Origin of the sequence: Fodinibius roseus, from assembly GCF_900129315.1 — a bacterium.
Classification (GTDB): Bacteria; Bacteroidota; Rhodothermia; order Balneolales; family Balneolaceae; genus Fodinibius; species Fodinibius roseus.
Genome location: NZ_FQUS01000019.1, coordinates 21,460 through 46,207 on the forward strand (window position 1 = coordinate 21,460; position 24,748 = coordinate 46,207).

The window sequence follows — 24,748 nt, forward strand, 5'->3', positions numbered from 1 at the left end:
CTGTATTACGGGGTAGAGCGGTCGGCTGATGGTGCGTCACCGTCCTGTTCTGCCTGTTCAATAGGCGTCTGCGGAGATTCCTCAAATTCCTGTTGTCCCGCAACCCGCACTTTCGTACTGTCATCGAGATTATTTTGTCCGGTAATAATGACCTCTTCGCCGGCCTGTACGCCCTCCAGAATTTCAATTTGGTTGCCCTGTTCGATGCCCAGGGTGAGTTCCCGCCGGAGGGCGAGCGAGTCGTCCTGAACGACAAAGGCAGAATAACTACGTTCCAGCTGGATGGTATTTGATTCGGGTTCGATAAGGGTTTGGACCTTCTCGACCAGCGCTGAGCGAGGAATCACTACGGCATTATCCCGGGTTTCTATATTAATGATCGATTCAACGAGCACGCCCTGAAAGATCGAAGGTCCCCGGTCGGTAAGGCTGATGACGACTTCTCCCAGCCCCGTGGAAGGATCCAGACGGGGACTGATTTGTGTTACGCGTCCCCTGCCGCTGACTTGCGGCTGGTTTGAGACGCGAAAATCCACCGGCTGACCGATTTTAACTTTACGCCATTCCTCCATCGGAAGAAAAACACGTGCCTGGTAACCTACAAGGTTGGCAACTTCATATGCCGTCTGTCCGGTAGTGGCCAGATCACCCTCCGAAATATTTCTGTTTAAAACCACCCCGTACACCGGTGAAGTGATGTTGGTGTTATTTAAATCCTCGCGGCTTTGGGTCAGGCTGGCCCGTGAAGCCTCCAGTTGGGCCTTGCTGCTTTGGAAAGTGGCCCGTGCGTTATCAAATTCCGAAGAGCTGATAAGATCTTTCTCGTATAGTTTCTGCTGCCGGTAGAACTGGAGGCTGTCTCTGATGTACGAGGACCGGCTCTGTTCCAGCTGAGATTTTGCCTGCTGAAAGCTATCCCGGAAAGGGACGGCATAAATTTCGGCTAATACCTCACCCTGTTGCACCGTATCACCGAGTTCGGCATGAATTTCTGTGATCCGGTTGGATACCTGAGGCGTCACATCCACAATTTCCTGGGCCCGGATATTTCCAAATGATTTGATCTGCTCTGAAATCGACTGGGATGAAGCGATAATAGTTTCAACGCTGGTAGCCCGCTGCTGGCCCGGGTTGTTGAAAGGAGCGCCGGGGTTTTCCGAAGTTCCACCGCATGACTGAAGCGTAACGAGCGCTATAAAAAAAGAATAATGGTATGTTTTTTTCACGTGAATATAATTTTAGAGCTATCAGAGTTTGCAACAGTGGGCTTACGAAAACAATTGGCAAATGATACACAGGGAAATCGCTGAAAAGGGGGGGGAGGCCATTTTTTAACTTTTTTAACATCCTTCGTAGTGAAAACTGGGGACCGACTGGATTCAATGCAGTAATCTCGGCGTACGGCTGGATATGGGCTAACGGTCTCCGGATAAATTGTTATGCGGTCAACTGACCCGGTAGCGTACCCTGTCTGTGCTTGTATAACTACGCCGCGGTTCCTCACAATGTCGTTACCAGAACAATGCTTTCAGCTCCTGAGAACACTGAAAGGCGAGTGGAAGGACAATTGTAAATGGGCCCACGATAATAATTGCCAAACCTCTTAAGAAAGAGAAACTTTTTTTATATTTTAACAAACAAAGGGCTTTGAAAACCAGGAGTTCAGATCAGAATCAAAGCCAGAGCGAGTCTGAAAGCGCGGAATATAAAGGCATAGGTGAATATTTTGAATTCGCGAACATGCTGAGATTGAACAAAAGAACAGTTTTGCAAAGCCCTCTGATAAACAGAAACAGCCAACTATAGCTTAAAGGGAATTATGAAATTTTTTATTGACACCGCTGACCTTGATGAAATACAGGAAGCCCACGATCTGGGAGTACTGGATGGAGTAACTACGAATCCCAGCTTATGCGCCAAGATCGGAGTGGCCGATTTCGAGGGACATATTGCCAAGATTTGCAACATGATTGAAGGCGACGTTTCGGCCGAAGTGGTTTCTACGGAGTATGATGACATCATGGCTGAAGCGCGTCACCTGGCTCAGATTGCTGATAATGTGGTGGTAAAAGTTCCCTTGATTAAAGAAGGGATTAAGGCCATTCGCAGCCTCTCTGATGAAGGGATCCGCACCAACTGTACTCTCTGCTTTTCCGCAACCCAGGCGTTGCTGGCTGCCAAGGCGGGAGCAAGCTATATTTCTCCCTTTATCGGCCGTCTGGATGATATTTCCGATAACGGCATGCAGCTCATTGAAGATGTGGTCACTATCTACGACAACTATGGATTCGAAACCGAAATCCTGGCTGCCAGTATTCGTCACCCGATGCACGTGTTGGAGGCGGCGCGCCTGGGAGCGGATGTTGCTACGATGCCACTGAGCGTCATTGACCAGCTGCTTCATCATCCGCTGACGGACAGTGGCCTTGAGCGCTTTCTGGCTGACTGGAACAAGCTCCAGAAGGAATTGAAAACGCCCGCTGAGTAATGGTATAGGCCAGCGCGCTGTTTAATTTGGGCGCCATTGAAACATTCATGGATTTATAGAAAAATACTATTAGTTTTGGTGCGCTCCGGGCAAGAGTGTGTCCGCAGATAACCCCCCGCTGCGGATATACGGTCAGACAGTCCCAGGGCATCTTTAATCAGTTCTGGATCTGTTTTACATAGCCGTTAAAGCCCCGCTCCCTCAGCTCCTGCTTTTTTTGGCGAGCTTTGGCTTTTTCGATAAAAGTACCGTAATAAACGCGATGAACGGTATCTTTGGAATGGTTGATCGCTTTAACGCGAGAACCGCGAATCTTTCTGGAAAGTTCAAAAGCTTTGGATTCATCACGGAAAGACCCCAACTGTACGGTATAGGTGGGTGTTTTAAGGTCCGCCACAGAGGAATGTTCAAGGCTGCCGTTCATCAGTATCAACGCCACTTTGGCGGTGCCGGGTCCAATCATCCCGATCTGGCGGGCCGCCTTCCTCGACAAGTCAATAATCCTGTTTTTTGCAAACGGCCCTCGGTCATTGATGCGTACCATAACGGACTCTCCGTTGGCCAGGTTCTGAACCCGTACAATGCTGTTAAAGGGGAGGGTGCGATGGGCGGCGGTAAGCTGATCCATATCATATTGTTCCCCGTTAGCCGTTAGCCTCCCTTGGAATTTGGGACCATACCAGCTGGCCATACCTTCCTCTATTTTTTTTCCCGGAATTCCCGCATCCGGAAAATCGATCTCCGGTGTTTTCTCAGGTTCTGTATCCTTGGTACGCGATAGGGTGCCGCACGAACTTATAACCATTGATGCGGCAAGAATGATAAATAAATAAGAAAGTTTTTGAGCCACTCTTTGCAAGGAGTAACCTGAAAATTTTTGGCCAATATATTTTACATCGAGCATAAAATCCATCGCTTTGCAATGTTAAACAATATATATACAAAGAAGCCTTTGCAAAACCGTTCTTTTGGCCAATCTCGGCGTTATCGATCGGTTGAAATGCTCACATATGGAGTATATGCTGCGATTCCAACCTCCCTGAGGCCCTGACCTTGAATAAAATTCCTTGTTTTTCAAAGGCTTTACAAAGATAAATATCGTCTCCAAAATTTAATACCCGTAAATTTTATGATAATAGGATAAGATAAGAAGATATATCCCATAAATAAGCAGACCTGCCGCAGTAATTCCTAAAATCCATGCTCCGAAGGGTTGCGAACGCAGGGCGTTGAGTGCCTCATCAAGTCCTCCGGCTTCTTCTGGATTATAAGTCAGGGCTGCCTGGTAAAAAAGTATAGCTGTCATGCAGTAGACTATGCCCCAGGCGGAAATACCAATCTGACCTAATTTCCGAAGGGTTACCTGTTTCTTTTGACTCATGTGCCGGGTATCAAAGCTATAGTCAAAATTGGAAACATATGCCGAATAAAACTGGTAGAGCCCGGTAATCGATATGAGTATAGCACAGAACATTACCAGCCATTTTCCGTAAGGAAGTTCCAATATTTGTCCGACCCATACTTCGGTACTTTGACTGCTGCTTCGGGTGTTGAGACCTTGAAAAATTTGCCATGCGGCATATGAAAATGAAAGGTAGAGACCGCCGGTAAAGAAGTCTGCAATTCTGATAAAAATGACTTCCTTGGTTTCGGCCCGGTCCTCGGGGTCGAGGAGTGATTGCACAATTTTCCAAATTGCATGGGCAAACAGTCCCACAGTACATCCTATTAATAAGATAGATCCAAAGGGCTGATAAATAAATTCCTGGAGAGCTTGTTTTGTACCTGCGGTTTTGCCTCCCATCCCAATGGAGGCTTGCAGGGCCAGCAAGCCAACCATAAAATAGACCAGACCCTTTGCAAGAAAACCAATCCGTGCAATGATTTTTATAACAGTTTGTTTATTCCTGACCATTCGGATAGAGGATAGAAGGAGTAGGCAGCGTTTAAAAAGTTTTATCTAAAGTTAATATGCGAAATAGTGATATGCCACCAGAAGGGTTATGCCGGTACGCCTTCGCGTCTCTGGTTTGTGAGGGTGGAGTATTAGAAGGGTTTGCCAAAAATTTAAATCTGTAAGGAAAGCAATTACTTTTCATTAGATTTTGTGAAAGGTAAATCTTTAATTGCTTATAAATATATAGGCAACTGTTAGTATAGGGTCGCTTCCCTCAGCCGCAGTGGAAAGTAACAATCTAATAATAAGGTTTTTTCTCATGAAGATGAAAAGAGATGACATTGTCACTGAATTGACCGATGATCCCCAAATATGGGATTTCATTATTATAGGCGGCGGGGCTACCGGTCTTGGTACGGCTGTGGAGGCGGCATCGCGCGGTTATCGTACGCTTTTACTGGAGCAGCACGATTTTGCAAAAGGGACCTCCAGCCGAAGCACCAAGCTGGTCCATGGAGGCGTGCGCTACCTGCGGCAGGGGAATGTGTCGCTTGTGCTCGAAGCACTACGCGAGCGGGGACTGCTTCGCCGAAACGCCCCGCACCTGGTTAAGAATCAATCTTTTATTGTTCCCAATTACGACTGGTGGGAAGGCCCGTTTTACGGCATAGGACTCAAGATTTATGACAAGCTGGCCGGAGATTTGGGATTGGGACCTTCCGAGCATTTGTCCAAAGAGGAAACGCTGGAGCATATACCGACCCTTGAGCCCGACGACCTCGATGGGGGCATTATCTACCATGATGCCCAGTTTGACGATTCCCGCCTGGCTGTCAACCTGCTGCAGACGTTATTTGATGAGGGAGGCATCGGTGTTAATTATATGGAAGTGACCGGCCTGCTCAAGGCGAACAAGCTGGTTTCAGGCGTGAAGGTGGAAGACCGTGAGGGAACGCATCGTTTTGAGCTGCAGGCCCGTGCGGTTATAAACGCGACCGGGGCTTTTACGGATACTATCCGGCAGATGGATAATCCCGATGCCCCGGGGATCATTCGGCCCAGCCAGGGCGTGCATATCGTGCTTGACGGTTCGTTCCAGCCGGGTGAAAGTGCGATTATGGTACCCAAAACGGATGACGGGCGGGTACTGTTCGCGGTGCCGTGGCATAACCGAATCATTGTAGGTACAACCGATACGCCCATTGATGAACCCAGCCTCGAACCGCGCGCCCGGCAGGAGGAAATCGATTTTCTGCTGACCCACGCGGCGCGTTATCTGACAAAGGATCCCGAACCCGATGATGTACTCAGTGTTTTTGCCGGCATTCGTCCTCTGGTGGCGCGCGGGGGAAACGATGATACTGCCTCCATTTCCCGCGATCATACCCTGCTTATTGATCCGTCGGGGCTGGTAACCATTGCCGGGGGAAAATGGACAACCTATCGCAAGATGGCCGAGGATACGATTGACGAAGCGGCGGTGGTAGCGGGACTGGATGAACGGGAGTCTGTGACCGAAAACCTGCGCCTGCACGGATGGCTTAAAAATACGGAGGCCGCCGACCCCTTTGAGGGGTATGGCTCCGATGCCCTGGCCCTTAAAAAAATCGCTTCGGGGCATCCGGACGGCAACCCGAAACTCCATCCCCATCTGCCCTATACAGCGGCGGAGGTCATTTGGGCCGTCCGCAGTGAAATGGCACGCACGGTTGAGGATGTACTTGCGCGCCGTACCCGGTCACTGCTGCTGGATGCCCGGGCCAGCATAGAGATTGCCGAGCCGGTGGCCCGGCTGATGGCCGACGAGCTGGAGCGGGATCAACGGTGGATTGAGCAGCAGGTAAAAGCCTATACCGAATTGGCCAACGGGTATTTTTTAGGTTAAGGAATAAATGACAAAAAAAGGAAGAAAGCGTTGTATTATGACTGTTATTTTATATTTTCTGTTGTCATAAAAAAATACAGATCAAATTTGCATGCCAGGAACAGAGCCACAGGAAGAAAACAATGCCATTGATGAGACCAGCGACCGGAAACCTGATATAATCAGCCGTCACCGGCCGGGGAGAGTCGTTAGTCATGAGCGCGGGGATCAACAACTTATTTTCAGGACCGAAAACAATGTCGAGCTGCAGATCCGGGTACAAACCCCGGATATCATACAACTCACCTATTTTCTGGTGGGCGATGTGCGGTCTGATTTTTCCTATGCCATTAATCCCGGTTTTGAGCCAGAGGATGTTGACCTGCAGTTTGAAGAGGACGAAGGCTATTTCCAGTTTTCTACCCCCCGGGTGAATGGTATTGTAACGAAAAAGAACCTGCTGGTTCACTTTTTTGATTCTGATGGAAACATGCTCTGTGAGGACCAGCATGGGTTCTACCGGCGCGAAAGCCTGATGAAAGGTATTTCCGAGATAAAAGTGACCAAACAGGCCCCGGTCGGGGATCGTTTTTACGGGCTGGGCGACAAGGCCTACGAACAGAATTTACGGGGACGTGCTTTTGAGAATTGGAATACCGACGCCTATGCCTATGAAAGGGGCGAAGACCCGTTATATCGCAGTGTCCCCTTTTACGCGGCTCTGCATAACGGGCGCGCTTACGGCATTTTCTTTGATAATACCTACCGTACCCGCTTCAGCTTCGACCGTAAGGAAAACAACATAAGCAGCTTCTCTTCGGAGGGCGGGGTGATGAATTACTACTTTATCAACGGGCCGGGTCTTACCGATGTCACGGAGCGCTACACCCGCCTTACCGGCACGCCGGAGATGCCGCCGCTGTGGGCGCTGGGATACCACCAGTGCCGGTGGAGCTATTACCCCGAGTCGCGGGTCCGGGAACTGGCTGAAACCTTTCGCGATAAGCGGATTCCCTGCGATGCGATCTATCTGGATATCGACTATATGGATAATTACCGGACGTTTACCTGGGATGCGGAGCTTTTTCCCGATCCCGGGACGATGATCAGCGATCTGAGTGAGCAGGGCTTTGAAACCATCGTGATGATCAATCCCGGCGTAAAGGTGGACGAGGACTATTTTGTATATCAGCAGGGACTGGAGAACAACTACTTTTGTACGCGTCCCGACGGAGAGATTGTCATAGCTCCGGTTTGGCCCTCCCAGTGTACATTCCCCGACTTTACCCATCCTGAAGTACGCGATTGGTGGGGGAGCCTCTACGAGGATCTGATGGCCGAGAAGAACATCAGCGGTATCTGGAACGATATGAACGAACCGGCGGTCTTTGAAGTCGAGTCCAAAACCTTTCCCAACGACATCCGTCATCATTTCGACGGACATCCCTGCAGCCATAAAAAGGCCCACAACATCTATGGCATGCAGATGGCCCGGGCCTCGCTGGATGGAATGAAGAAGCACAATCCCGATAAACGCCCTTTTCTGCTTACCCGGGCTAATTTTGCGGGGGGACAACGTTATGCCGCGCTGTGGACCGGCGACAATATTGCCAGCTGGGATCACTTGAGGCTGGCCAATGAACAGTCGCTGCGGCTCAGCATTTCGGGATACTCGTTTGTGGGATCGGATGTGGGGGGATTCGTCGACAAGCCCAGCCCGGAGCTCTTCACCCGCTGGCTGCAGCTGGCCATTTTTCATCCGCTTTTCCGAAATCATACCATGGGATACAATGTGGATGGGGCCGCCGCCGTTAAAAAAGAGGAAGTGGAGCTCCGAAAAGCCCAGGTCGATACCGACCAGGAACCCTGGATTTTCGGGGATAAATATACCGCCATTAACCGTTCCATTATCGAGTTGCGGTATCGATTGCTCCATTATCTTTACACGGCATTCTACAAATATATACGGGAGTATACACCCATCCTGCGTCCCCTCGGCTATTTCGACCAGAGGGATGAGGAGGCCCTTACAGAGAACGATGAATTCTTATTTGGAGATCACATCCTGGTTGCACCCGTCCTTGACAAGGGTAAGACCGAGGTTGAAACCTATTTCCCCGAAGGCCGCTGGTACGATTTCCGCACGAACCGGAGCTATGAGGGAACCCGGAAACATACGATCCCGGCGCCTCTGGAAGAGGTGCCCTTCTTTGTAAAAGGAGGGACTGTTTTGCCGCTGCGTGAGGTGATGCAGTATACCGGGGAACGGGAACCGGAATGGCTGGAGCTGAATGCTTATTACAGCGAGTCACAGGCTGCCAGTCAGCTCTATGAAGATGCCGGGGAGGGCCATGAGTACCGGGACGGCAAGTACCGGCTTACCACATTTACGATGAAATCCGATGATGAAAAGATGACGATTACAGCAGAACGGGAGGGCGCTTACCGTCCCTCTTACCTCCATACCAGGATTAATATTATCGGATTACCGTTTACCCCTTCGGCTGTCCAGCTGGATGGGGAGGAAAAACCGCTGCCCGAAGCATCAGGGGGGACCTATACGCTCGAGGTGTCCCCTGACTTTGAGCAGCTGGCGATACTGCGGTAAGTGTAAATTTTGAAGCAGTTTCCTGGCACGAAGTCCCAAATAACGGCATCCTTCGGGACCCCGTTCCCTGCGAGTGTCAAGTACACATAATTTCAAGATTAGTTTTTTGGCACAAAATTTAGAAATACGTAACCTGCCCGTAACCAATAGCCGGTAACTAAAACACTCAGAGCAGGAACAGGCTCAACAGGAAAACCATCATAATGCCCGTGACACCTGCTACGGCTGAACCGATCGTCTGAAGGCGGTAGGCCTGGGAGACATTCATCCCTGAAAATTGGCTGACCACCCAAAAATAGCTGTCATTGGCATGGGAAACGGTCATTGCCCCCGCCCCTATTGCAAGCGTCACCAGTACGGGACCGAGTCCCTCTGCCATTCCCGCCTCCGGCAGCAGCGGCAGCATGATAGAGGCACTGGTGATGATGGCTACCGTCGACGACCCCTGGGCCGTCTTGAGCGCAGCGGCAATCAGAAACGGGAGGAAAATGCCAATATTCCATTCTGCCAGCAGCTGTCCGAGGAAACCGCCGATCTCCGTAGCCCGGAGCACACTTCCGAAGGCTCCGCCCGCCCCCGTAATCAGGATGATCGTCCCGGCGCTCTTAAGTCCCTCTCCCACCCATTCGCCATAGACCCTGGATCCCCGCCGCTCCCGGTGTATGGTCCGGAATGCCAGAAAGACCCCTATAATGAGTGCCGTATTGGGATCGCCCAGGAAATGAATGACCGCCGATCCCCAGCCTTCTCCAAGCGGTGCGGAAGGCAGAGCGGCGATCGATCCCAGGGCAATGAGCAGCATCGGGACCAAAATAGGGAGCAGAGCCGTTACGGGAGTAGGCTGATGGGCCCTTGAAGCGGGCTGCTCCGGGGTGGTCCCCTCCCCGCGGCGGCTGTCAGAGGTTACCGGTTCATCAGGATCGATATAGATTTGTCTGCCGATATAATTGGCAAATAAATACGTTACGAAAATTACAGGGATGGTTACGGCTATCCCCAGGAGAATGACGGACCCGATATCGGCCTCGAGGGTTCCGGCGGCGGCAATGGGGCCGGGCGTCGGCGGGATAAAGACATGCGTGGTATAAAGTCCCATACTCAGGGCCACGGCAAAAGTAGCGAGCGACTGTTTGGTTTCGGAGGCAAGCGAACGGTTCAGCGGGGATAGAATGACAAAACCCGAATCGCAGAAGACCGGAATAGAAACGATGGCTCCGGTGAGACTCATCGCCAGGGCCGACCGTGCCTTGCCGATGCCTCGTATTACCAGCTCGGCTATCACTTTTGTACTGCCGCTCTTCTCCAGCAGTGATCCGATGATCGTGCCGGCGGCAATGACAATACCGATGGAACCCAGCGTGCCGCCAAACCCATCGGTAATGGCCGTTACCGTCTCGGAGCCCGGCAGGCCGGAGAAAAGGCCAACCCCGAAGGCGGCCAGCAGCAGTGCCAGAAAGGGGTGCAGTTTCCACCGGGACGTACTTACGACAATAAAGAGGATTGCTGCAATCAACAGTGCCGACAAGAAGTATCCGTACATAGTTGTTTTATTTAATTAAATGGCAACTGTTTTTATGATTGCTTTTATCGGTCAAAGCGTACCGTCCCCGGCAGATCTTATTTTATCCCGTTCCTGTGAACTTTTCACCGAATCACTATTATAACAAATTTTAATAAAAGCGCAACCGTCGGTTACATTTTATGATCAGGTATAAATCCCGTACCTTTCAGCCGGTATTACACCAACCCCTTAATCCCGCCTGAAACTTTTAACGTTCCATGAGAAATGACGACATAATACAGAGTATCCGCTATATGCTGGATCTGGATGATATTAAAATTGCCCATATCCTGAAATTGAGAGACTACGAACCCAAACGGGGAGAGGTGGCAGCTATTTTCGAGCCAGAGAATGAAAAGGAAAGTGACAGCAGTGATGAACTGATGGCCTATTTTCTCGACGGACTTATTTATTACAAGCGGGGAAAAAGCAAGGATCACCCACCGCGACCTATTAAAACACCGGTTACCAATAATATGGTGCTGAAGAAGATGAGGGTGGCCTTTAAACTTCGGGAAAAAGACATGCACGATATTTTGGAGCGGGCCGGATTTTCGCTTTCCAAGCATGAAATGAGCGCCCTTTTTCGCCGCAAGGGACACAAAAACTACCGTGAATGCGGGGATCAGGTATTGCGCTATTTTTTGAAAGGACTGACGTTGAGCATTAGGAACTAGGAATTGCGAACTTTTTTATATTGTTTAGCCAGAATAATTCAACGACGTAAAAAAATTCTTAATGATTTTTTGGCCTGTCATTTTATTACATTGATATTTGCGGCAGGACACTTAAAGGCTCTATATGTTAGTTCGGATGAACTGGAAGAGGAGATCAGCTACCCGCTTTGATCCGTATCTGCGATTGTATGAACGCTGGAAATATCAGAGAAATTACGGCTGCAAGAATTTATAGATTACCTATTAGTTACGTATTCATTGTGATTATAATTGACAGATTCCAATCAGGACGTATATTAATTCCTAATTCCTAATTAAAGTGCAGTGAGTGATCAAAAAGTTATTTTTTCGATGGTTGGGGTCAGCAAGATTTACAAACCCAACAATTATGTACTTAAAGATATCTACCTTTCCTTCTTTTACGGCGCCAAGATCGGCGTGCTCGGCAATAACGGCTCCGGCAAAAGTACGCTGCTGAACATTATTGCCGGCAAAGACGAGGAGTACCTGGGCGAAGTGTCGCGCAATAAAGGCATTTCTTTCGAAATGCTGCCCCAGGAGCCCAAACTGGATCCCGATAAAACCGTCAGGGAGATTGTGCAGGAAGGCGTGCAGGATCAAATCGATTTGCTGGCTGAATACGAGGAGGTGAATGCCGCCTTCGGAGATCCCGATGCCGACTTTGAGAAGCTGATTGCAAAGCAGGAGAAACTCCAGGAAAAGATTGAACAGCTCGGGGCATGGGAGCTCGACAGTAAACTCGAGCAGGCAATGGATGCCCTGCGCACCCCGCCGGCTGACACCCCGGTTGAAGTCCTATCCGGTGGTGAGGCTCGCCGCGTGGCGCTCTGCCGCATCTTACTGAAAAAGCCGGATGTCCTGCTCCTGGATGAGCCGACCAACCACCTGGATGCCGAGTCGGTGGCCTGGCTGGAACAGCACCTGGCCCGGTATGAAGGGACGGTCATCGCTGTTACCCACGATCGCTATTTCCTGGATAACGTAGCAGGATGGATTCTGGAACTCGATCGCGGTGAGGGCATCCCCTTTGAAGGGAACTACAGCTCATGGCTGCAACAGAAGAAGAAACGCCTGGAACAGGAAGAAAAGCAGGAATCCAAGCGGCAAAAAACTCTGCAGAAAGAGCTCGAATGGATTCAACAGAATCCTAAAGGCAAGCGGTCAAAAAGCAAAGCGCGTATCAATCAGTACGAAGAATTGCTGTCGGAAGAGCGCAGGAAACAGCGCGAGGATATGGAGATTTTTATTCCGGCCGGACCTCGACTCGGGGATAAAGTGATTGAAGCCCATGATGTATCCAAAGGCTACGACGACCGGCTCCTTATTGAGGCCATGAACTTCAGCCTCCCGCCGGGAGGGATTGTGGGCGTTATTGGTCCCAACGGCGCCGGAAAGTCAACGCTCTTTAAGATGATCACCGGGGAAGAGGAACCCGACAGCGGTAGGATTGAGATCGGCGAAAGTGTGGAACTTGGGTATGTAAACCAGAAGCGTCCGCTGGACCCTGGAAAGACCATTTGGGAGGAAATATCAGATGGCAGGGAGGTCGTAAAGCTGGGCAATCGCGAAATTAATTCGCGGGCATATACGGCCCGTTTTAACTTCAGCGGGACCGATCAACAGAAACAGTGCAGCGAAATTTCGGGTGGAGAACGTAACCGGGTGCACCTGGCCAAGATGCTGAAGCAGGAAGCAAATGTACTGCTGCTCGATGAGCCAACAAATGATCTGGATGTGCATACCCTCCGGGCCCTGGAAGAGGCCCTGCTGGATTTTGCGGGCTGTGCCGTCGTAATCTCCCACGATCGCTGGTTCCTGGATCGCATTGCCACGCACATGCTGGCTTTTGAGGGCAACAGCCAGGTGTACTGGTTTCATGGAAATTACTCGGAGTACGAAGAAAATCGTGAACAACGACTCGGGTCCAGGTATCACCCCGAGCGCGTGCAGTACAAAAAGCTGATGCGGGACTGAATGTAATTAGGAGTCGGGCATCTTTCTGGTTCTTTTATTTTTCAAAGGCTACTTATGTCGACTGGTTTTAATCACTGAGTTACTATTGCTCACCGGTATTACACTTTATAAATGAGATGCCTCACCGCCGGGTGAAGCCGTTGGCATATGAGTTTTGATCTCCCGAAGTCATGTGCATTTGCCGGGATAGGATCTGTCAGGCCAGGATATTTTCATTGCCGGAATCAGCCACAAAAACACAGGCCGACTGCGTACGCTCTACGAAGAGTCGGAGTTCGTCCAGGTCGGGATCCTGGCGCAATCCCAAAAAGTCAACATCTGCCTGTGGAGCATTTTGGATGGCCTCTATAAAGGTACCGATCTCAACATGCGGTTGAACATCCGGGAGGCGGGCGACATCCAGCAGGTTTTCCAGGTAGTCATAGGCCTGTTCTACCTGTGATTCATCCACCACTGTTATCATTCTCATGGTGGCATTCCAGTTCATTTTTAATTTGTAGGCCGTAAGCAGAGCCAAGTCAATATTTCCCAGCTCCATACTCAAATCCCAGTCGGGACTCCTTTCACGCATCCATACATTTACCGATGAACTTCGGCCAAGCTGTGCTATGGTATCCTCTACATAAAGCTGGATCCCCATATTATTTAACCTCGCCTGGTTGATGATAGAGTGAATTTCCCTGTCATATCTTTTATGATTCGGCAACCTCAGGAAGAGAATATTGGGCCTGAAAAATGTCCCCTGTAATGTTTGGAGTGAGTTTAATATCGCTTCTTCAAAATTATCGGAATCTATAACACTCCATCTTGCATATACGTTTTCTCTGCTAAATGACATGGCAAAATCCATCAGCGAATCCCTGAGTTCGCTATCATCTCCCGCTCCCGACAGCCCCACCAGCTTAACCGATCCCTTGGGATATACCAGGTTTCTGATAAGGCTAAAACTGCCGCGAAGTTCCCTTGCGCTGCGTACTGGCACGAGCAGATTTGCTTTCCATGCGCGCTCATTATTTTCCGGCAGAAGGGAAACGCGCTTCGCCGCCCACTCGGCCAGTGATACAAAAAGACCGCTTCTCATATCCCCATAGGGTACTTTTAGTTTTCTGTTGGTAAGATACAAATAGGTTAGAACCACAAACCCCATGGCAATAAGCCCAAAAGTGGGATTAATGATGAACATGGTGAACAGGCATCCGGCTGTGCCTATGAACGGAACGAACCTCGGAATGCCGAACGTGGGACGAAAACTGATCATGTTCATCCACTGCTCAACGAATACGACCAGATTTATCATCATATATGTAATAAGAAAAAACATCGTAATGAGCGGGGCGATGGTATTAAGGTCGCGAAGCAGCAGGGTGGCCAGGACAATGCCTCCGATCAGGAGAATAGCATTCCGGGGCTCGCCATTTTCTGACAATTTTGAGAATATTTCTCCACCGGGAAAAATACGATGATCGCCCAGAGCCTGTAAAATACGGGGCGCTCCCACAATGGATGCCAGTGCCGATGAAAAGGTGGCACCCAATAATCCGCCCAGAACAGCTGGTGCCCACAAGGCATAATCAATCATTACATTATAGTTGCTTACCAGCTCATCCACCGGGGCCACCCTTGCAAACCAATAACCCGAGGCCATATATATAACATAACTAATGACGATTGCAGAGATGGTTCCCAAGGGGATACTTTTCTAGGGATCTTTGAGCTCTCCGGACATATTGGCCCCTGCCATAATCCCGGTTGCCGCGGGAAAGAGCACTGCAAATACCACCCAAAAGCTGACGCCCTCAAAACCATTCTCCGGGGCTCCGGGGAACTCTCCCCACCATTGAATACTATGTTCCATGGCGCCTGTAAAAACGGTGGCACCGACAGAAATCAATGCCCCGGCTATGACAGCCAGAATAATATACTGTATTCTGAAAGCCAGCCTGGCACTCATAAATGCAATAACGAACAACGTTCCAAATACTACGAAGTCGACCACTATGGCATAGTGGGCCGGGAAGATATAGAGCCATCCCTCCCTGAAACCAAAGATGTACATGGTAATGGCGAAAGTCTGTGCGAGATACAGGGGAACGCCCACGCTGCCCCCCACCTCAAGACCGAGTGACTGTGAAATAATAGAATACGCTCCCCCCGCCTTTATGCGAATATTTGTAGTAATACACGACATCGAAAGGGCGGTAAAGGTGACGATAACAAAAGCAAGCGTAATAATAAGCCACCCGCCCAGCAGTCCGGCATTCCCGATCACCCATCCTTCCCGGAGGAAAAGAATCACGCCCAGTATGGTAAGAAGCGTAGGCACAAACACACCACCAAAGGTGCCGTACTTTTGCCGAACGCCGGATTTCTGCTCGTCAACCTGTTCTTGCAGGGTCGCCTCTTCGGTTATTTCATTACTCATGAGCGGTTGTTACCTTTTATAATAATCTTACGAAGATATAAATATGATGCCAGGTGTTATTTATAGTAATGTACAAAAGAAAGGAGAAGTGAACGTATCATTATTTTGTTTAAAGTTACCCGAACAGATTTTTTTTACCTGCCCGTCCGTTCGATGACTGGGTTGAAAAGACGGGATAATGAAATGTCATTTTAAAAAGAAAGTATTTTACTTTCATTTAGGGATTAGTTATTTACATTTCTGTTATTTTAAAGTTTTTTATAATAGCGATTTTGCGGAAAAGTACAAATAGCTTGTTGGTTTTTGATTGAAAATGCCTCGGTTTTTGAGCCTGGAAGACATCGAACAATTAACCCTTAAATGAATATCTAACGGAACTACGTTTTATGGAACTTGCACCTATCGACTGGACCATAATCGGAGCCTATCTGCTCTTTTCTGTTATCATTGGACTGGTGGTGGCCCGTCAGGCGGGTAAGAGCTCACAACAGTATTTTGCGGCGGGCAAAAACATGCCGTGGTGGCTGCTCGGTATTTCCATGGTGGCCACAACCTTTTCCACGGATACTCCCAACCTGGTGGCAAATATCGTGCGCACCGACGGGGTTTCGGGGAACTGGGTCTGGTGGGCGTTCCTGCTGACCGGCATGCTTACGGTCTTTGTTTACGCCCACCTCTGGAAACGCTCGGGTGTATTGACCGACGTTGAGTTTTATGAGCTGCGCTATAGCGGGAAAATGGCGGCGTTTTTGCGCGGCTTCCGGGCGATATATCTTGGTTTTGTCTTCAATGTGGTCATCATGGCTACGGTGTCGCTGGCTGCCATTAAGATTGCCGGCGTGCTTATGGGACTAAGTCCCGTAGAGACCGTCGTGATCGGAGGCATCGTAACGGTGATATACAGTACGCTCGGAGGACTTAAGGGAGTTTTGTTTACCGATTTTTTCCAGTTTTTCCTGGCGATCGGCGGAAGTATTATCGCTGCCTATGTAGCGCTTAACCACCCGCAGGTGGGTGGTTTCGAGGGACTGTTTCAACATCCTGAAGTGGTTGGCCAGCTGAATATTCTACCTGATTTCAATGACCCCGCCCAGGCTCTCGGAGTCTTTATTATCCCGTTGGCGGTGCAGTGGTGGAGTGTGTACTATCCCGGGGCGGAACCGGGGGGCGGTGGCTATATTGCCCAGCGCATGTTTGCCGCCAAAGATGAGAACAATTCGATTGCAGCGGTTTTCTTTTTCAATGCCGCCCACTATGCCCTGCGACCCTGGCCCTGGATTATTGTCGGACTCTGCTCGATTATCGTTTTCCCGGATATCGCCTCCATGAAGGAAGCCTTTCCGGATGCCGCTTCGGTGGCCGGCGACGATATGGGCTATGCCGCCATGCTTACCTTCATTCCGACCGGATGGCTGGGACTCGTTGTCGCTTCGTTGACCGCCGCCTATATGTCGACGATTTCGACCCACCTGAACTGGGGCTCATCCTACCTGGTCAATGATTTCTATCAGCGATTTATCAATCCCGCCAGCTCAGAGAAGGAACTGGTGATGGTGGGACGTATTTCTACGGTCCTCTTAATGGTCGTAGCCGGGGGATTAGCCCTGCTGCTGCAGGACGCGCTCGGAAGTTTTCAGATTTTACTGCAGATCGGGGCCGGGACCGGGCTGCTGTTTATCCTGCGATGGTTCTGGTGGCGGATTAACGCCGGAAGTGAGATAGCGGCGATGGTCATTTCCTTCGTTATTGCGGTCTACTTTCAGTTTTTCCACGGTTACACCGGACTCCCGGAGCTGACCGGGTGGGAGCAGGTCGTGATCGGGGTGGCTATCACCACTATTGGCTGGATATCTGTCACGTACATGGTTCGTCCTACCTCCCAGAAAACGCTGCTGCATTTTTATGAGGTTGCACGTCCCGGCGGGCCCGGCTGGCAGCGCGTCCTGGATATCGCCGAACAGGCGGGCAGGGAAGTGCAGGTCTACAAAGATGAAGCCTGGCGGGTGCCCCAGGGGATCTTCTGCATGGTCCTGGGATCGGTTGCGGTGTACGGGGCGCTTTTTGCCACCGGCTACTGGATTTACGGCCGCTGGATCCTGGCCGGGTTCATTACCGTCGTTGCCGTGGCTGCCAGCGTGATGCTCTTTAAAGCCTGGCGTAAACTCATTACCATAGGGCCCGAAGATGAAGAGCTGTACGAATGATCCGGGCTACACCCCCGCTTTTTCCATTACGCCCAACGTTTTGTGGAGGCCTGTCTCGGCAATTTTCTGAAGATCCTGTTCCCAGTAGTTCGGATTGTAGAGTTCCAGGGAAATACAGCCGCGGAAGCCGGTCTTTTTTAGGTCGCTTAAAATGTGCGGGAGGGGAAGTACACCGTCTCCCGGGAATACGCGATGCTTATCCTCAAGCTGATCGACTCCGGGAGCGCCCGGAGCATCGGCAAATTGAAAGATCGCCATGGCTGTCCCGTCGAGGAGCGGTAACCCGTTGAATCCGCCCTGGCTTATATACATGTGAAAGGTATCGGGGATAATCTTTGCTTCCGGGTGGTCTGCATTGAGCGCAATAGCGGCGGCCTCGCCCATCGTTTTGAGAGGGAAGAACTTCACAAACACGAGGGCAGGTTTAATATTGTAATCTGATATTCCTATTTCGATGATATCCCGGTAGCGGTCGGTAACCCAGCGCAAGTCGTAGTTTTCGCCTACAGTATTGGGAATCGTTTGAATATGTTCTGAGCCGATATCGGAAGCCATGCGCATCCGGCGCCGGGTATCTTTGAGCGAGGCCTTCCACTTTTCTTCCGTGGGAGGGAGGGCATTCCACAGGCCGATGACACTGGGCACAAACAAGCCGCGATCTTTGATCTCTTTGCCCAGCTCCCGGAGATCGCCGCCTTTTTCTTCGAATTCTTCCAGCTCTCCATCCCAGGGTTCGATCGCATCGAAGCCGGCTTCGGAAGCGATTTTAATTTTATCCCGGAGATTGGCCGGACGAATGGTAGCCGTATCCAGGCAGAGGGGCCAGGGGCTCCTGCCATCCTGGTATCGCTTTTCCTGGCGCCTGAAATCCTGACTGTCCGCCTCAGAGCTGTGCATGAGGGTACTGCCTACGATGCCTGCTGAAGTAAGAGAGAAAAAAGTTTTGCGATCCATATTCTATTGTGTGTTGAAGATTATTATCGGATTATCGTTCTACCTGTATAATTAATTTATTCAGGTCGTTGTATTAATTACCAGACTTACAGAGGCCACCACAAATATCGTGTCACCCTGAAGTCAGTCCATGTTTTTGCAAAAAATAAGGCTACAGGTTTCTTCTGCATCATTGCAATAGCCAGAGATATATAAAATCTATTTTACTAAATTCGAAATTTTAAAATCACGATTCCATGATGTTTTTACACTATCGCGACACAGGGATGAACCGGTCCCCCCCTGGGATGTTGTACGGCCTGTTCATCGGATCCCGGGGTTCACAGCCAGATCAGACGGACTTAAGAATAAGTACAGTACCCTGTAAAACAAGCGTATCCGGGAACGAAAGGCCAGGATGAGACGGGCTAACGAATGTATCGCGAAATCTGCGGCGGCTCTGCCTCGAAGACCTGCATGATGGGTTGATTCCAAAAATACTAATGGCTATATAACACTCTTTTCTCAAAAGACGGCTATAAAATACCGAGCTTCTATGAAACAACAGATTACGGCTATCATTGAAAAGGTAACGATTGACAAAACAACGCTGGAGTTAGTTGAACCGGCGGATATCGCACTTGAATTTTCGGCTATAGATACCGGTGGGGGCTTCCGTGATCCGATCCTTGACTTCGCGTATGAGCTGGTGCTTGTGAACGCGACGATGACTGAAGAGACTACTCATCATATCGTGCTTGATATTCGGGAGCCGGATGACAGGAAAAATAGGTTGTCCATTGCATATGACGGCATATTAAAGCAAAAATCCGGGGAACCCCTTGCGGGTATTGGACGATTGCAAGATGGGAAGGTGACGCCTGAGGTGGTGAAGTTTATTATGCGCTGTCTGCGCTAAAGGGGAGGGATAAGCCCGCTCTAACAGTTTTTTCGGAACAAAAAAGATTCACTGTCACTACAATACTCAAACCTAACAATAGGAGCACGCGATATGGAGAAGTTGGGATATCTTATTTCAATTGTTGGCTTAATCGGACTTGTATACACCGGCATCAACTACATCAATAATACAGAACATGTAAGCGCTTTGGGACTTGAGGTTACTGTCAGCCAGGGGGATCCGATGCCGATGATTATTTCAGCAGTGGTTTTAATAGCAGGGACTTTAATAGCATTTGCCGCTAAAAAATAAATAATCGGAGGTTATTATGCTACGGTGGACGATTACTTTTTTAATTATTGCTGTCATTGCTGCTATCCTGGGGTTCGGTGGTATTGCGGGAGCCGCTGCCGGGATCGCAGAAATACTTTTTTATATTTTCCTGGTTCTGTTCGTCCTTTCTCTTATTTTTGGACGCGGTCGCGTATGATCCGGCGATTTGTTCCCAAAATCGGGAACAAGCTATATCATTCTGGACTATACAATATATAAGACGAACCGAAGGAATGACGATACGGCCGGCAGGGATGCAGAATATGGCCGGGAGAGTTTATTTCGAGGGCCTGTATACAGATAGATGAGCGGGGGATTTTGAAATCGTAAGTAGCGAATATAACAGATATGTATATCATCGACAGCGATCAACAACTTTCTTTGATTAAGGAAATGAAGCAGCTTCGTAAAGACAGCACCAATTACGAGGTGTATTATCATCATCCTTATTCGAATCAAATGTGGAAGAGTTTCTTTCCGCTTTCTGACGGAGAGACATTGGGACCTAAGCTGATGCGTCACGAGCCCCTGCCCACCGGTATTGATGAGTGTTTGCATATTTGTCTGACAGAGGAGGTCCATGCAAATGCCGTAGGATTAGGTATTGAATGGTCCGCTAATACGGCACTTTGGCCGCATATTATCAAAACACTTGAAAAGAACTACTCTCATTATCTTCGGGGACAACTAAAGCTTTTTTTAAACCATCTTAATATGGGGGAAGTGGAGGTCCCGGAAAGACAGGAAGAACCATCCCCTTCGACGATGCCTAATATTACAAGTGAAGAGCTTAATAACTTGATATGGCGTTCCCGGAAAATACGTATGAAACGCTTCTTCGTATTAAGATAGGCTCGATAGCTTTTTGCATATCTTCTCGGTCCAACTGTTCTATTTTATTTCCATTTTCCAAGCAAGCTGGTGTTGTCTGCGCCGGGTTGCAGCCATTAATATACCTGAACGAACATCGTTACATGTGTTCAGGAAGTAGAGAGATCCCCGCTGTGGACGTTGGAGATGGTGCAAATTAACCGACGATCAGCTTGAGAGTCTTGGTTTACGTATGGCTCATTTGCAATGCTACGTAGACCCGCACAATGTGATCCTGGGATGTACGGTGTCACTGACTGAGCCTTTACCGGGCTTTACGGATGCGCTGAGTGACTGCCTCTCATCATATGCGAATCCTTACCTGGCATCTGACAAAGTTCAAAAACAGTTTTTCATGCCGGAATTGGCCCCCACCAGGTCTATTGGATAAATCCAAAGAGAGCTGCTATTTTAAACAAAATCGATAGTTCATATTGATCAGTAAAGAAGTTAACTTACGAGCGTATCGATCACTGAAGTTAATTGGCATCACGAAATTATAGCACGAATGATTCAAGAATATCTCAATTCTGTTGAAAAATTTATTGTCGTCGGCGACCGTGTACTTATTAAGCCGCGGGACCTGGAGACCCGAACTAAAAGCGGGCTTGTACTACCCGCTACCGTCAAGGAAAAAGAGGATATTCACAGCGGATATGTGGTTAAGACCGGGCCGGGATATCCCATCCCTTCCAATGAAATTGATGAATCGTGGAAAGAGGATACGAATGAGACAAAATACATTGGCATGCAGGCAGTGGAAGGAGACCTGGCTATCTTTTTGAAGGATCAGACCCATGAAATTGAGTTTGAAGACGAGAAGTACCTTATTTGTCCCCACGGGGCTATCCTGTTGTTAATCCGGGATGAAATGGCTCTTTAAAGTATCAGACCGATATTTGTTATATGGCAATGAGCGATAAAGTTAAGTCTGGGAGGTCTTCTCGAGCGGAAGGGGTGCCGCATCGGTGCCCATATTGTGGCTCAAAAGCTCCGCTGGTGTGGGTACACGGGCATGGACAATGCGCCCAATGTGGCATCAATGTTGAGGAATGTTGCCGCGGGGAGCAGTGCAACGGGGATTAAATAGTCAGGTGTCAGGTGAATGTATGTTCTTCAACCGAGAATATCCGTCCGCACAGATCGAGCTCTTCCGGGTTATTGGAAGCAATGATTAACAGCTTCGAAGGGTTGTCCTGAAAACGCTGGGAAATATCGATTATCAATGATTTGCCAGCCTCATCCAGATTAGAGCCCGGTTCATCCAGTAACAGAATATCCGGCTGATGGAAAAGGGCCGCTGCAAGCCGCAGTCGTTGTTGTTGTCCCGTTGAAAGATTCCCGTAGGGTTGATCCGATACTGCCCGGAGCCCTGTTTTGCGGATCCATTCTTCAACCGGTTGAGATGCCTTATCTTGTGGGTTGCGAACGGCGGATAAAAAATGAAGATTCTCCAGGCAGCTTAATTCGTCGTATAGATTTATATAGGGTGCGGCGTATCCCAGCCGGTGCCGAAGCTGCTCTTTGGTGAGTGGTTCGGATTCGTCTGTCCACACAATGTTTCCCCGGGTGGGAGAAAGTAATCCGCCCATGCACTTCAGCAAGGTCGATTTGCCGGATCCGTTAGCCCCGGAAATACCCAATGGATCTCCTGAATATTCCAATGAGAGATCCCGGAGAATCATTTTGGATCCAAACGATTTGTGCAGCCGTTTAATTTGTAGCGTAATCATAGCCAAAGGTAAAAAGTACAAATGGGAAACCGTAAAATTTAACGGTATTTTATTCGTTAAGAATCCTGAACAGGAAAGGTAACGATTAACCGTTTTTACCCCCAAAGCCCAGGGAGCCCGGGGAAGCCTTCGCTTTCCCGAATGTGTATGGATACGGCAGTGCCGGCAGGCGCATTCTCCTTGCCCGCCCGTTTTGCGAGGCCCTGGTATTGAAAACGGTTTGGGTCTTTGTACAGGGGGCCATTTCACGGGGAAATAATTTGTTAGGTTAAATGTTATAATATCGATAATTCTTGCTGCCAGGTGCCATAGCAGTATACTGTATGTTCTCTATGAGAAGAAATACGGGTTGTGAGGATTCCCGCGCAAGAACTGTTGCGGTCACCCTGACGGGAGTCTATTTTTCAGCAATCAATATTTCATAAGATTCTCAGGATTTAACATATTGCCATGTTCTTCGGTTGTACCGTACGGATTTCTCACCCCGACTGCCGGGAACTTTTGAAATGCAGGTTAACAGACTTTCAGCCGACAATATATTTAATGATGAATCAGACCATCCAACAGACCACACAAAAGTTCATTGATCTTTTACCCGAGAATAAACAATACTACCGGGTTGATGAGCTCCGCTCGTGGGGTTTTCCCTCCTTTATCGTGCAGCGAATCCAGGTGGAGCTTGAGCGCAATCTGGCCGAATCGATGATTTTGCCCAAAACCGACTGGGCAAATACCCAATCCGATGCGGTACTGGATGCCTGGCAGCAGTTTGTACAGGCTATCCGTGCCGAAGCGCGTCTGCCGGGCAGCTTTGCAAAAGCAGTGATCGAAACAGCCGTGGCCGACACGCTGGACATGTTGATCGAACCCCGGAAAAACATTCCGGATGTTATTTTTGGCAGTAACGAAGAGCTGGAGTACGAGCAGTTATGTGAGCGGATACAGGCGGTGGTTGTCTACCGTCATTTTGCTACGCTGGTGCCGCGTTATATGCAAAAGAAAGAGCTTACCGTGATTACCAGAGATCGATGCGATCAGATAATCAGGCGGGCTGATGAACGATTAACGTCCAACTATTCGCCTTTGAACTGGGCGCAAACCCTTGATCCTTTATTCAGGTTGCTGGATGAGCAGGTGGATCCCAGTATGTTGCGCCTGTTTTTTGAGGATAAGGGACGGGAAAAAATAGCTGAGGTGTTCGATCGAAAGGATGAATTGCTGAGCCGTGCCGAATTTATTGAGGTCTTGTCTTCACCTGATTGGGCTGAATCTCAGGCAGATCCTGTAGAAAGAGAACAGGAGAAAAAATCCGCGGAAGAATCCTACGATCCGGACAGGGCTAAACCCGGTAAAATGAACCGGACGGATGAAACCGGTTTCGGGCGACAGAAAGGGCAGAAAAATAAGAAACGCAGAGAACAACGATTCGATGAACCGGAACAAGGAGTTCGGGAGGAGAAAGCCGTTGATGACGATACGTTTATGGATCCACAGGTTTCTGCTGATGCAGAATCATCGTCCCGGTCCGGAAATGAGGACAAGTCCCGGCCCGAGAATGAGAACAACAGTTTTACAGACTTGGCCGCTTCAGCGCCGGACCCACAGGCGGAAGATGTTCAAACCCTTAATTCCGCTTTTGGATGGGAGGAGGGACTGATCTCATTTGGATCTGAGGAGGAAACAGAAGAGAGTACACAAGACGAGGCTTCTGCATTTTCCCCGACAAGGGAGGATCCGGCCGCGGATGACATAGAAGTGAAAGGAGAAGACGAGAAGATAGCAGAAAGGGATGATAAGCCCATTTGGATGAATTTTATGAGCGAAGAAGAGAAGGCAGCACTGGAGTCCGAAAGAGAAGAGGAACCGATTTCGGGAATAACCGTTAATGAACGGGAATCCGACGCGGGGGTGGAAATGGATAGCGATGCGGGTATGGATATAGTGAAGGAGGACGATGATTACGGCGAAGACCCCATTGGTGACCTTGAGGGCGATGATCCGGCAGCAAGGGAAGTGGATCAACTGAAAGAACAGCTTGCAGGGGGACGCCGACGGTTTGTTGAAGATATTTTTGGTGGTTCGGAACGAGCCTACGAAGAGGCTCTAAAGGAGATAGCTATGCTTAGCAATTGGCGGGGAGCCAGCAAGTATATTCAAAAAGAGATATTTCAGCGTAATATGGTGGACATGTATTCTGAGTCGGCCATAGATTTTACCGACCGGTTGCATAATTTTTTTTCCAAAAAAGAAGATTAAAAAACA

19 protein-coding genes and 1 pseudogene are annotated in these 24,748 nt (G+C 49.2%); 12 read left to right on the forward strand and 8 right to left on the reverse strand.

What is annotated here, in order from left to right; translation table 11 throughout:
- Positions 1-5: 5 nt before the first annotated feature.
- Positions 6-1,226 (reverse strand): efflux RND transporter periplasmic adaptor subunit, encoded by a 1,221-nt coding sequence (locus BUB16_RS15650; RefSeq protein ID WP_073066627.1) that lies wholly within the window; start codon positions 1,224-1,226, stop codon positions 6-8.
- 593 nt (positions 1,227-1,819) lie between these two features.
- Here BUB16_RS15650 and fsa point away from each other — a divergent pair.
- Positions 1,820-2,488 (forward strand): fructose-6-phosphate aldolase, encoded by a 669-nt coding sequence (gene fsa / locus BUB16_RS15655; RefSeq protein ID WP_073066630.1) that lies wholly within the window; start codon positions 1,820-1,822, stop codon positions 2,486-2,488.
- 157 nt (positions 2,489-2,645) lie between these two features.
- Here the strand turns inward: fsa and BUB16_RS15660 are convergent, their stop codons facing one another.
- Together BUB16_RS15660 and BUB16_RS15665 are read right to left on the reverse strand one after the other, a co-directional pair.
- Positions 2,646-3,392 carry a septal ring lytic transglycosylase RlpA family protein gene (locus BUB16_RS15660; protein ID WP_244545718.1) on the reverse strand — a complete coding sequence of 249 codons (747 nt, stop codon included), beginning with the start codon at positions 3,390-3,392 and terminating at the stop codon, positions 2,646-2,648.
- Positions 3,393-3,599: 207 nt separating this feature from the next.
- A complete protein-coding gene (locus tag BUB16_RS15665) occupies positions 3,600-4,403 on the reverse strand; it encodes a DUF1206 domain-containing protein (protein WP_073066635.1) in 804 nt (267 codons plus the stop codon).
- A gap of 307 nt (positions 4,404-4,710) precedes the next feature.
- Between BUB16_RS15665 and BUB16_RS15670 the strand changes: the two genes are divergently transcribed.
- Positions 4,711-6,270 carry a glycerol-3-phosphate dehydrogenase/oxidase gene (locus BUB16_RS15670; protein WP_073066782.1) on the forward strand — a complete coding sequence of 520 codons (1,560 nt, stop codon included), beginning with the start codon at positions 4,711-4,713 and terminating at the stop codon, positions 6,268-6,270.
- 91 nt (positions 6,271-6,361) lie between these two features.
- Positions 6,362-8,857 (forward strand): glycoside hydrolase family 31 protein, encoded by a 2,496-nt coding sequence (locus BUB16_RS15675; protein WP_084088347.1) that lies wholly within the window; start codon positions 6,362-6,364, stop codon positions 8,855-8,857.
- A gap of 166 nt (positions 8,858-9,023) precedes the next feature.
- On the opposite strand, the gene BUB16_RS15680 is transcribed toward BUB16_RS15675, so the two are convergent.
- On the reverse strand, positions 9,024-10,397 hold the full coding sequence (locus BUB16_RS15680) for a GntP family permease (RefSeq protein WP_073066638.1): 1,374 nt from the start codon (positions 10,395-10,397) through the stop codon (positions 9,024-9,026).
- Positions 10,398-10,636: 239 nt separating this feature from the next.
- Between BUB16_RS15680 and BUB16_RS15685 the strand changes: the two genes are divergently transcribed.
- Complete coding sequence (locus tag BUB16_RS15685) at positions 10,637-11,095, forward strand: YehS family protein (RefSeq protein ID WP_073066642.1); 459 nt, start codon at positions 10,637-10,639, stop codon at positions 11,093-11,095.
- Positions 11,096-11,419: 324 nt separating this feature from the next.
- Complete coding sequence (ettA, locus tag BUB16_RS15690; protein ID WP_073066645.1) at positions 11,420-13,090, forward strand: energy-dependent translational throttle protein EttA; 1,671 nt, start codon at positions 11,420-11,422, stop codon at positions 13,088-13,090.
- 196 nt (positions 13,091-13,286) lie between these two features.
- On the opposite strand, the gene BUB16_RS22280 is transcribed toward ettA, so the two are convergent.
- Complete coding sequence (locus tag BUB16_RS22280) at positions 13,287-14,171, reverse strand: hypothetical protein (protein ID WP_350354143.1); 885 nt, start codon at positions 14,169-14,171, stop codon at positions 13,287-13,289.
- A pseudogene (locus BUB16_RS22285) lies at positions 14,166-15,512 on the reverse strand (amino acid permease); the annotation flags it as partial. The gene BUB16_RS22280 and the pseudogene BUB16_RS22285, both read right to left, overlap by 6 nt.
- Before the next feature lie 386 nt (positions 15,513-15,898).
- On the opposite strand from BUB16_RS22285, the gene BUB16_RS15700 reads away from it, so the two are divergent.
- Positions 15,899-17,716, forward strand: a complete 1,818-nt coding sequence (locus tag BUB16_RS15700; RefSeq protein ID WP_073066648.1) for a sodium:solute symporter family protein — start codon at positions 15,899-15,901, stop codon at positions 17,714-17,716.
- Positions 17,717-17,722: 6 nt separating this feature from the next.
- Here the strand turns inward: BUB16_RS15700 and BUB16_RS15705 are convergent, their stop codons facing one another.
- Entirely contained in the window at positions 17,723-18,670 is a 948-nt protein-coding gene (locus BUB16_RS15705) for a sugar phosphate isomerase/epimerase family protein (RefSeq protein WP_073066651.1), read from the reverse strand.
- Positions 18,671-19,205: 535 nt separating this feature from the next.
- Here BUB16_RS15705 and BUB16_RS15710 point away from each other — a divergent pair.
- The 5 genes from BUB16_RS15710 (at position 19,206) to BUB16_RS15730 (ending at position 21,636) form a co-directional block, all read left to right on the forward strand.
- The gene (locus BUB16_RS15710; protein ID WP_073066655.1) at positions 19,206-19,568 is read left to right on the forward strand and encodes a hypothetical protein; all 363 of its coding nucleotides are present in this window, start codon (positions 19,206-19,208) and stop codon (positions 19,566-19,568) included.
- A gap of 93 nt (positions 19,569-19,661) precedes the next feature.
- Positions 19,662-19,862 carry a hypothetical protein gene (locus BUB16_RS15715; protein WP_073066659.1) on the forward strand — a complete coding sequence of 67 codons (201 nt, stop codon included), beginning with the start codon at positions 19,662-19,664 and terminating at the stop codon, positions 19,860-19,862.
- Positions 19,863-19,878: 16 nt separating this feature from the next.
- On the forward strand, positions 19,879-20,040 hold the full coding sequence (locus BUB16_RS15720; protein ID WP_073066662.1) for a DUF1328 domain-containing protein: 162 nt from the start codon (positions 19,879-19,881) through the stop codon (positions 20,038-20,040).
- A 191-nt stretch (positions 20,041-20,231) separates the two neighbouring features.
- Positions 20,232-20,735: a hypothetical protein gene (locus BUB16_RS15725; RefSeq protein ID WP_073066665.1), complete on the forward strand. Its 504-nt coding sequence runs from the start codon at positions 20,232-20,234 to the stop codon at positions 20,733-20,735.
- 526 nt (positions 20,736-21,261) lie between these two features.
- Positions 21,262-21,636 (forward strand): co-chaperone GroES, encoded by a 375-nt coding sequence (locus tag BUB16_RS15730; RefSeq protein ID WP_170864427.1) that lies wholly within the window; start codon positions 21,262-21,264, stop codon positions 21,634-21,636.
- Between the two features lie 214 nt (positions 21,637-21,850).
- Here BUB16_RS15730 and BUB16_RS15735 read toward each other — a convergent pair whose 3' ends face one another.
- Entirely contained in the window at positions 21,851-22,486 is a 636-nt protein-coding gene (locus tag BUB16_RS15735; RefSeq protein ID WP_073066668.1) for an ABC transporter ATP-binding protein, read from the reverse strand.
- Between the two features lie 543 nt (positions 22,487-23,029).
- On the opposite strand from BUB16_RS15735, the gene BUB16_RS15740 reads away from it, so the two are divergent.
- Complete coding sequence (locus tag BUB16_RS15740) at positions 23,030-24,742, forward strand: DUF8457 domain-containing protein (RefSeq protein ID WP_073066671.1); 1,713 nt, start codon at positions 23,030-23,032, stop codon at positions 24,740-24,742.
- Positions 24,743-24,748 lie beyond the last annotated feature (6 nt).

What these genes read in the sequence shown, in the direction of transcription:
- BUB16_RS15725 (WP_073066665.1), top strand. Translation starts at nt 20,232, where the DNA reads ATGTATATCATCGACAGCGATCAACAACTTTCTTTGATTAAGGAAATG.
- BUB16_RS15665 (WP_073066635.1), bottom strand. Translation starts at nt 4,403, where the DNA reads ATGGTCAGGAATAAACAAACTGTTATAAAAATCATTGCACGGATTGGT.
- BUB16_RS15705 (WP_073066651.1), bottom strand. Translation starts at nt 18,670, where the DNA reads ATGGATCGCAAAACTTTTTTCTCTCTTACTTCAGCAGGCATCGTAGGC.
- BUB16_RS15720 (WP_073066662.1), top strand. Translation starts at nt 19,879, where the DNA reads ATGCTACGGTGGACGATTACTTTTTTAATTATTGCTGTCATTGCTGCT.
- BUB16_RS15660 (WP_244545718.1), bottom strand. Translation starts at nt 3,392, where the DNA reads ATGCTCGATGTAAAATATATTGGCCAAAAATTTTCAGGTTACTCCTTG.
- BUB16_RS15670 (WP_073066782.1), top strand. Translation starts at nt 4,711, where the DNA reads ATGAAAAGAGATGACATTGTCACTGAATTGACCGATGATCCCCAAATA.
- BUB16_RS15675 (WP_084088347.1), top strand. Translation starts at nt 6,362, where the DNA reads ATGCCAGGAACAGAGCCACAGGAAGAAAACAATGCCATTGATGAGACC.
- BUB16_RS15700 (WP_073066648.1), top strand. Translation starts at nt 15,899, where the DNA reads ATGGAACTTGCACCTATCGACTGGACCATAATCGGAGCCTATCTGCTC.
- BUB16_RS15740 (WP_073066671.1), top strand. Translation starts at nt 23,030, where the DNA reads ATGATGAATCAGACCATCCAACAGACCACACAAAAGTTCATTGATCTT.
- fsa (WP_073066630.1), top strand. Translation starts at nt 1,820, where the DNA reads ATGAAATTTTTTATTGACACCGCTGACCTTGATGAAATACAGGAAGCC.
- BUB16_RS15685 (WP_073066642.1), top strand. Translation starts at nt 10,637, where the DNA reads ATGAGAAATGACGACATAATACAGAGTATCCGCTATATGCTGGATCTG.
- BUB16_RS15680 (WP_073066638.1), bottom strand. Translation starts at nt 10,397, where the DNA reads ATGTACGGATACTTCTTGTCGGCACTGTTGATTGCAGCAATCCTCTTT.
- BUB16_RS15735 (WP_073066668.1), bottom strand. Translation starts at nt 22,486, where the DNA reads ATGATTACGCTACAAATTAAACGGCTGCACAAATCGTTTGGATCCAAA.
- BUB16_RS22280 (WP_350354143.1), bottom strand. Translation starts at nt 14,171, where the DNA reads ATGAGAAGCGGTCTTTTTGTATCACTGGCCGAGTGGGCGGCGAAGCGC.
- BUB16_RS15730 (WP_170864427.1), top strand. Translation starts at nt 21,262, where the DNA reads ATGATTCAAGAATATCTCAATTCTGTTGAAAAATTTATTGTCGTCGGC.
- BUB16_RS15710 (WP_073066655.1), top strand. Translation starts at nt 19,206, where the DNA reads ATGAAACAACAGATTACGGCTATCATTGAAAAGGTAACGATTGACAAA.
- BUB16_RS15715 (WP_073066659.1), top strand. Translation starts at nt 19,662, where the DNA reads ATGGAGAAGTTGGGATATCTTATTTCAATTGTTGGCTTAATCGGACTT.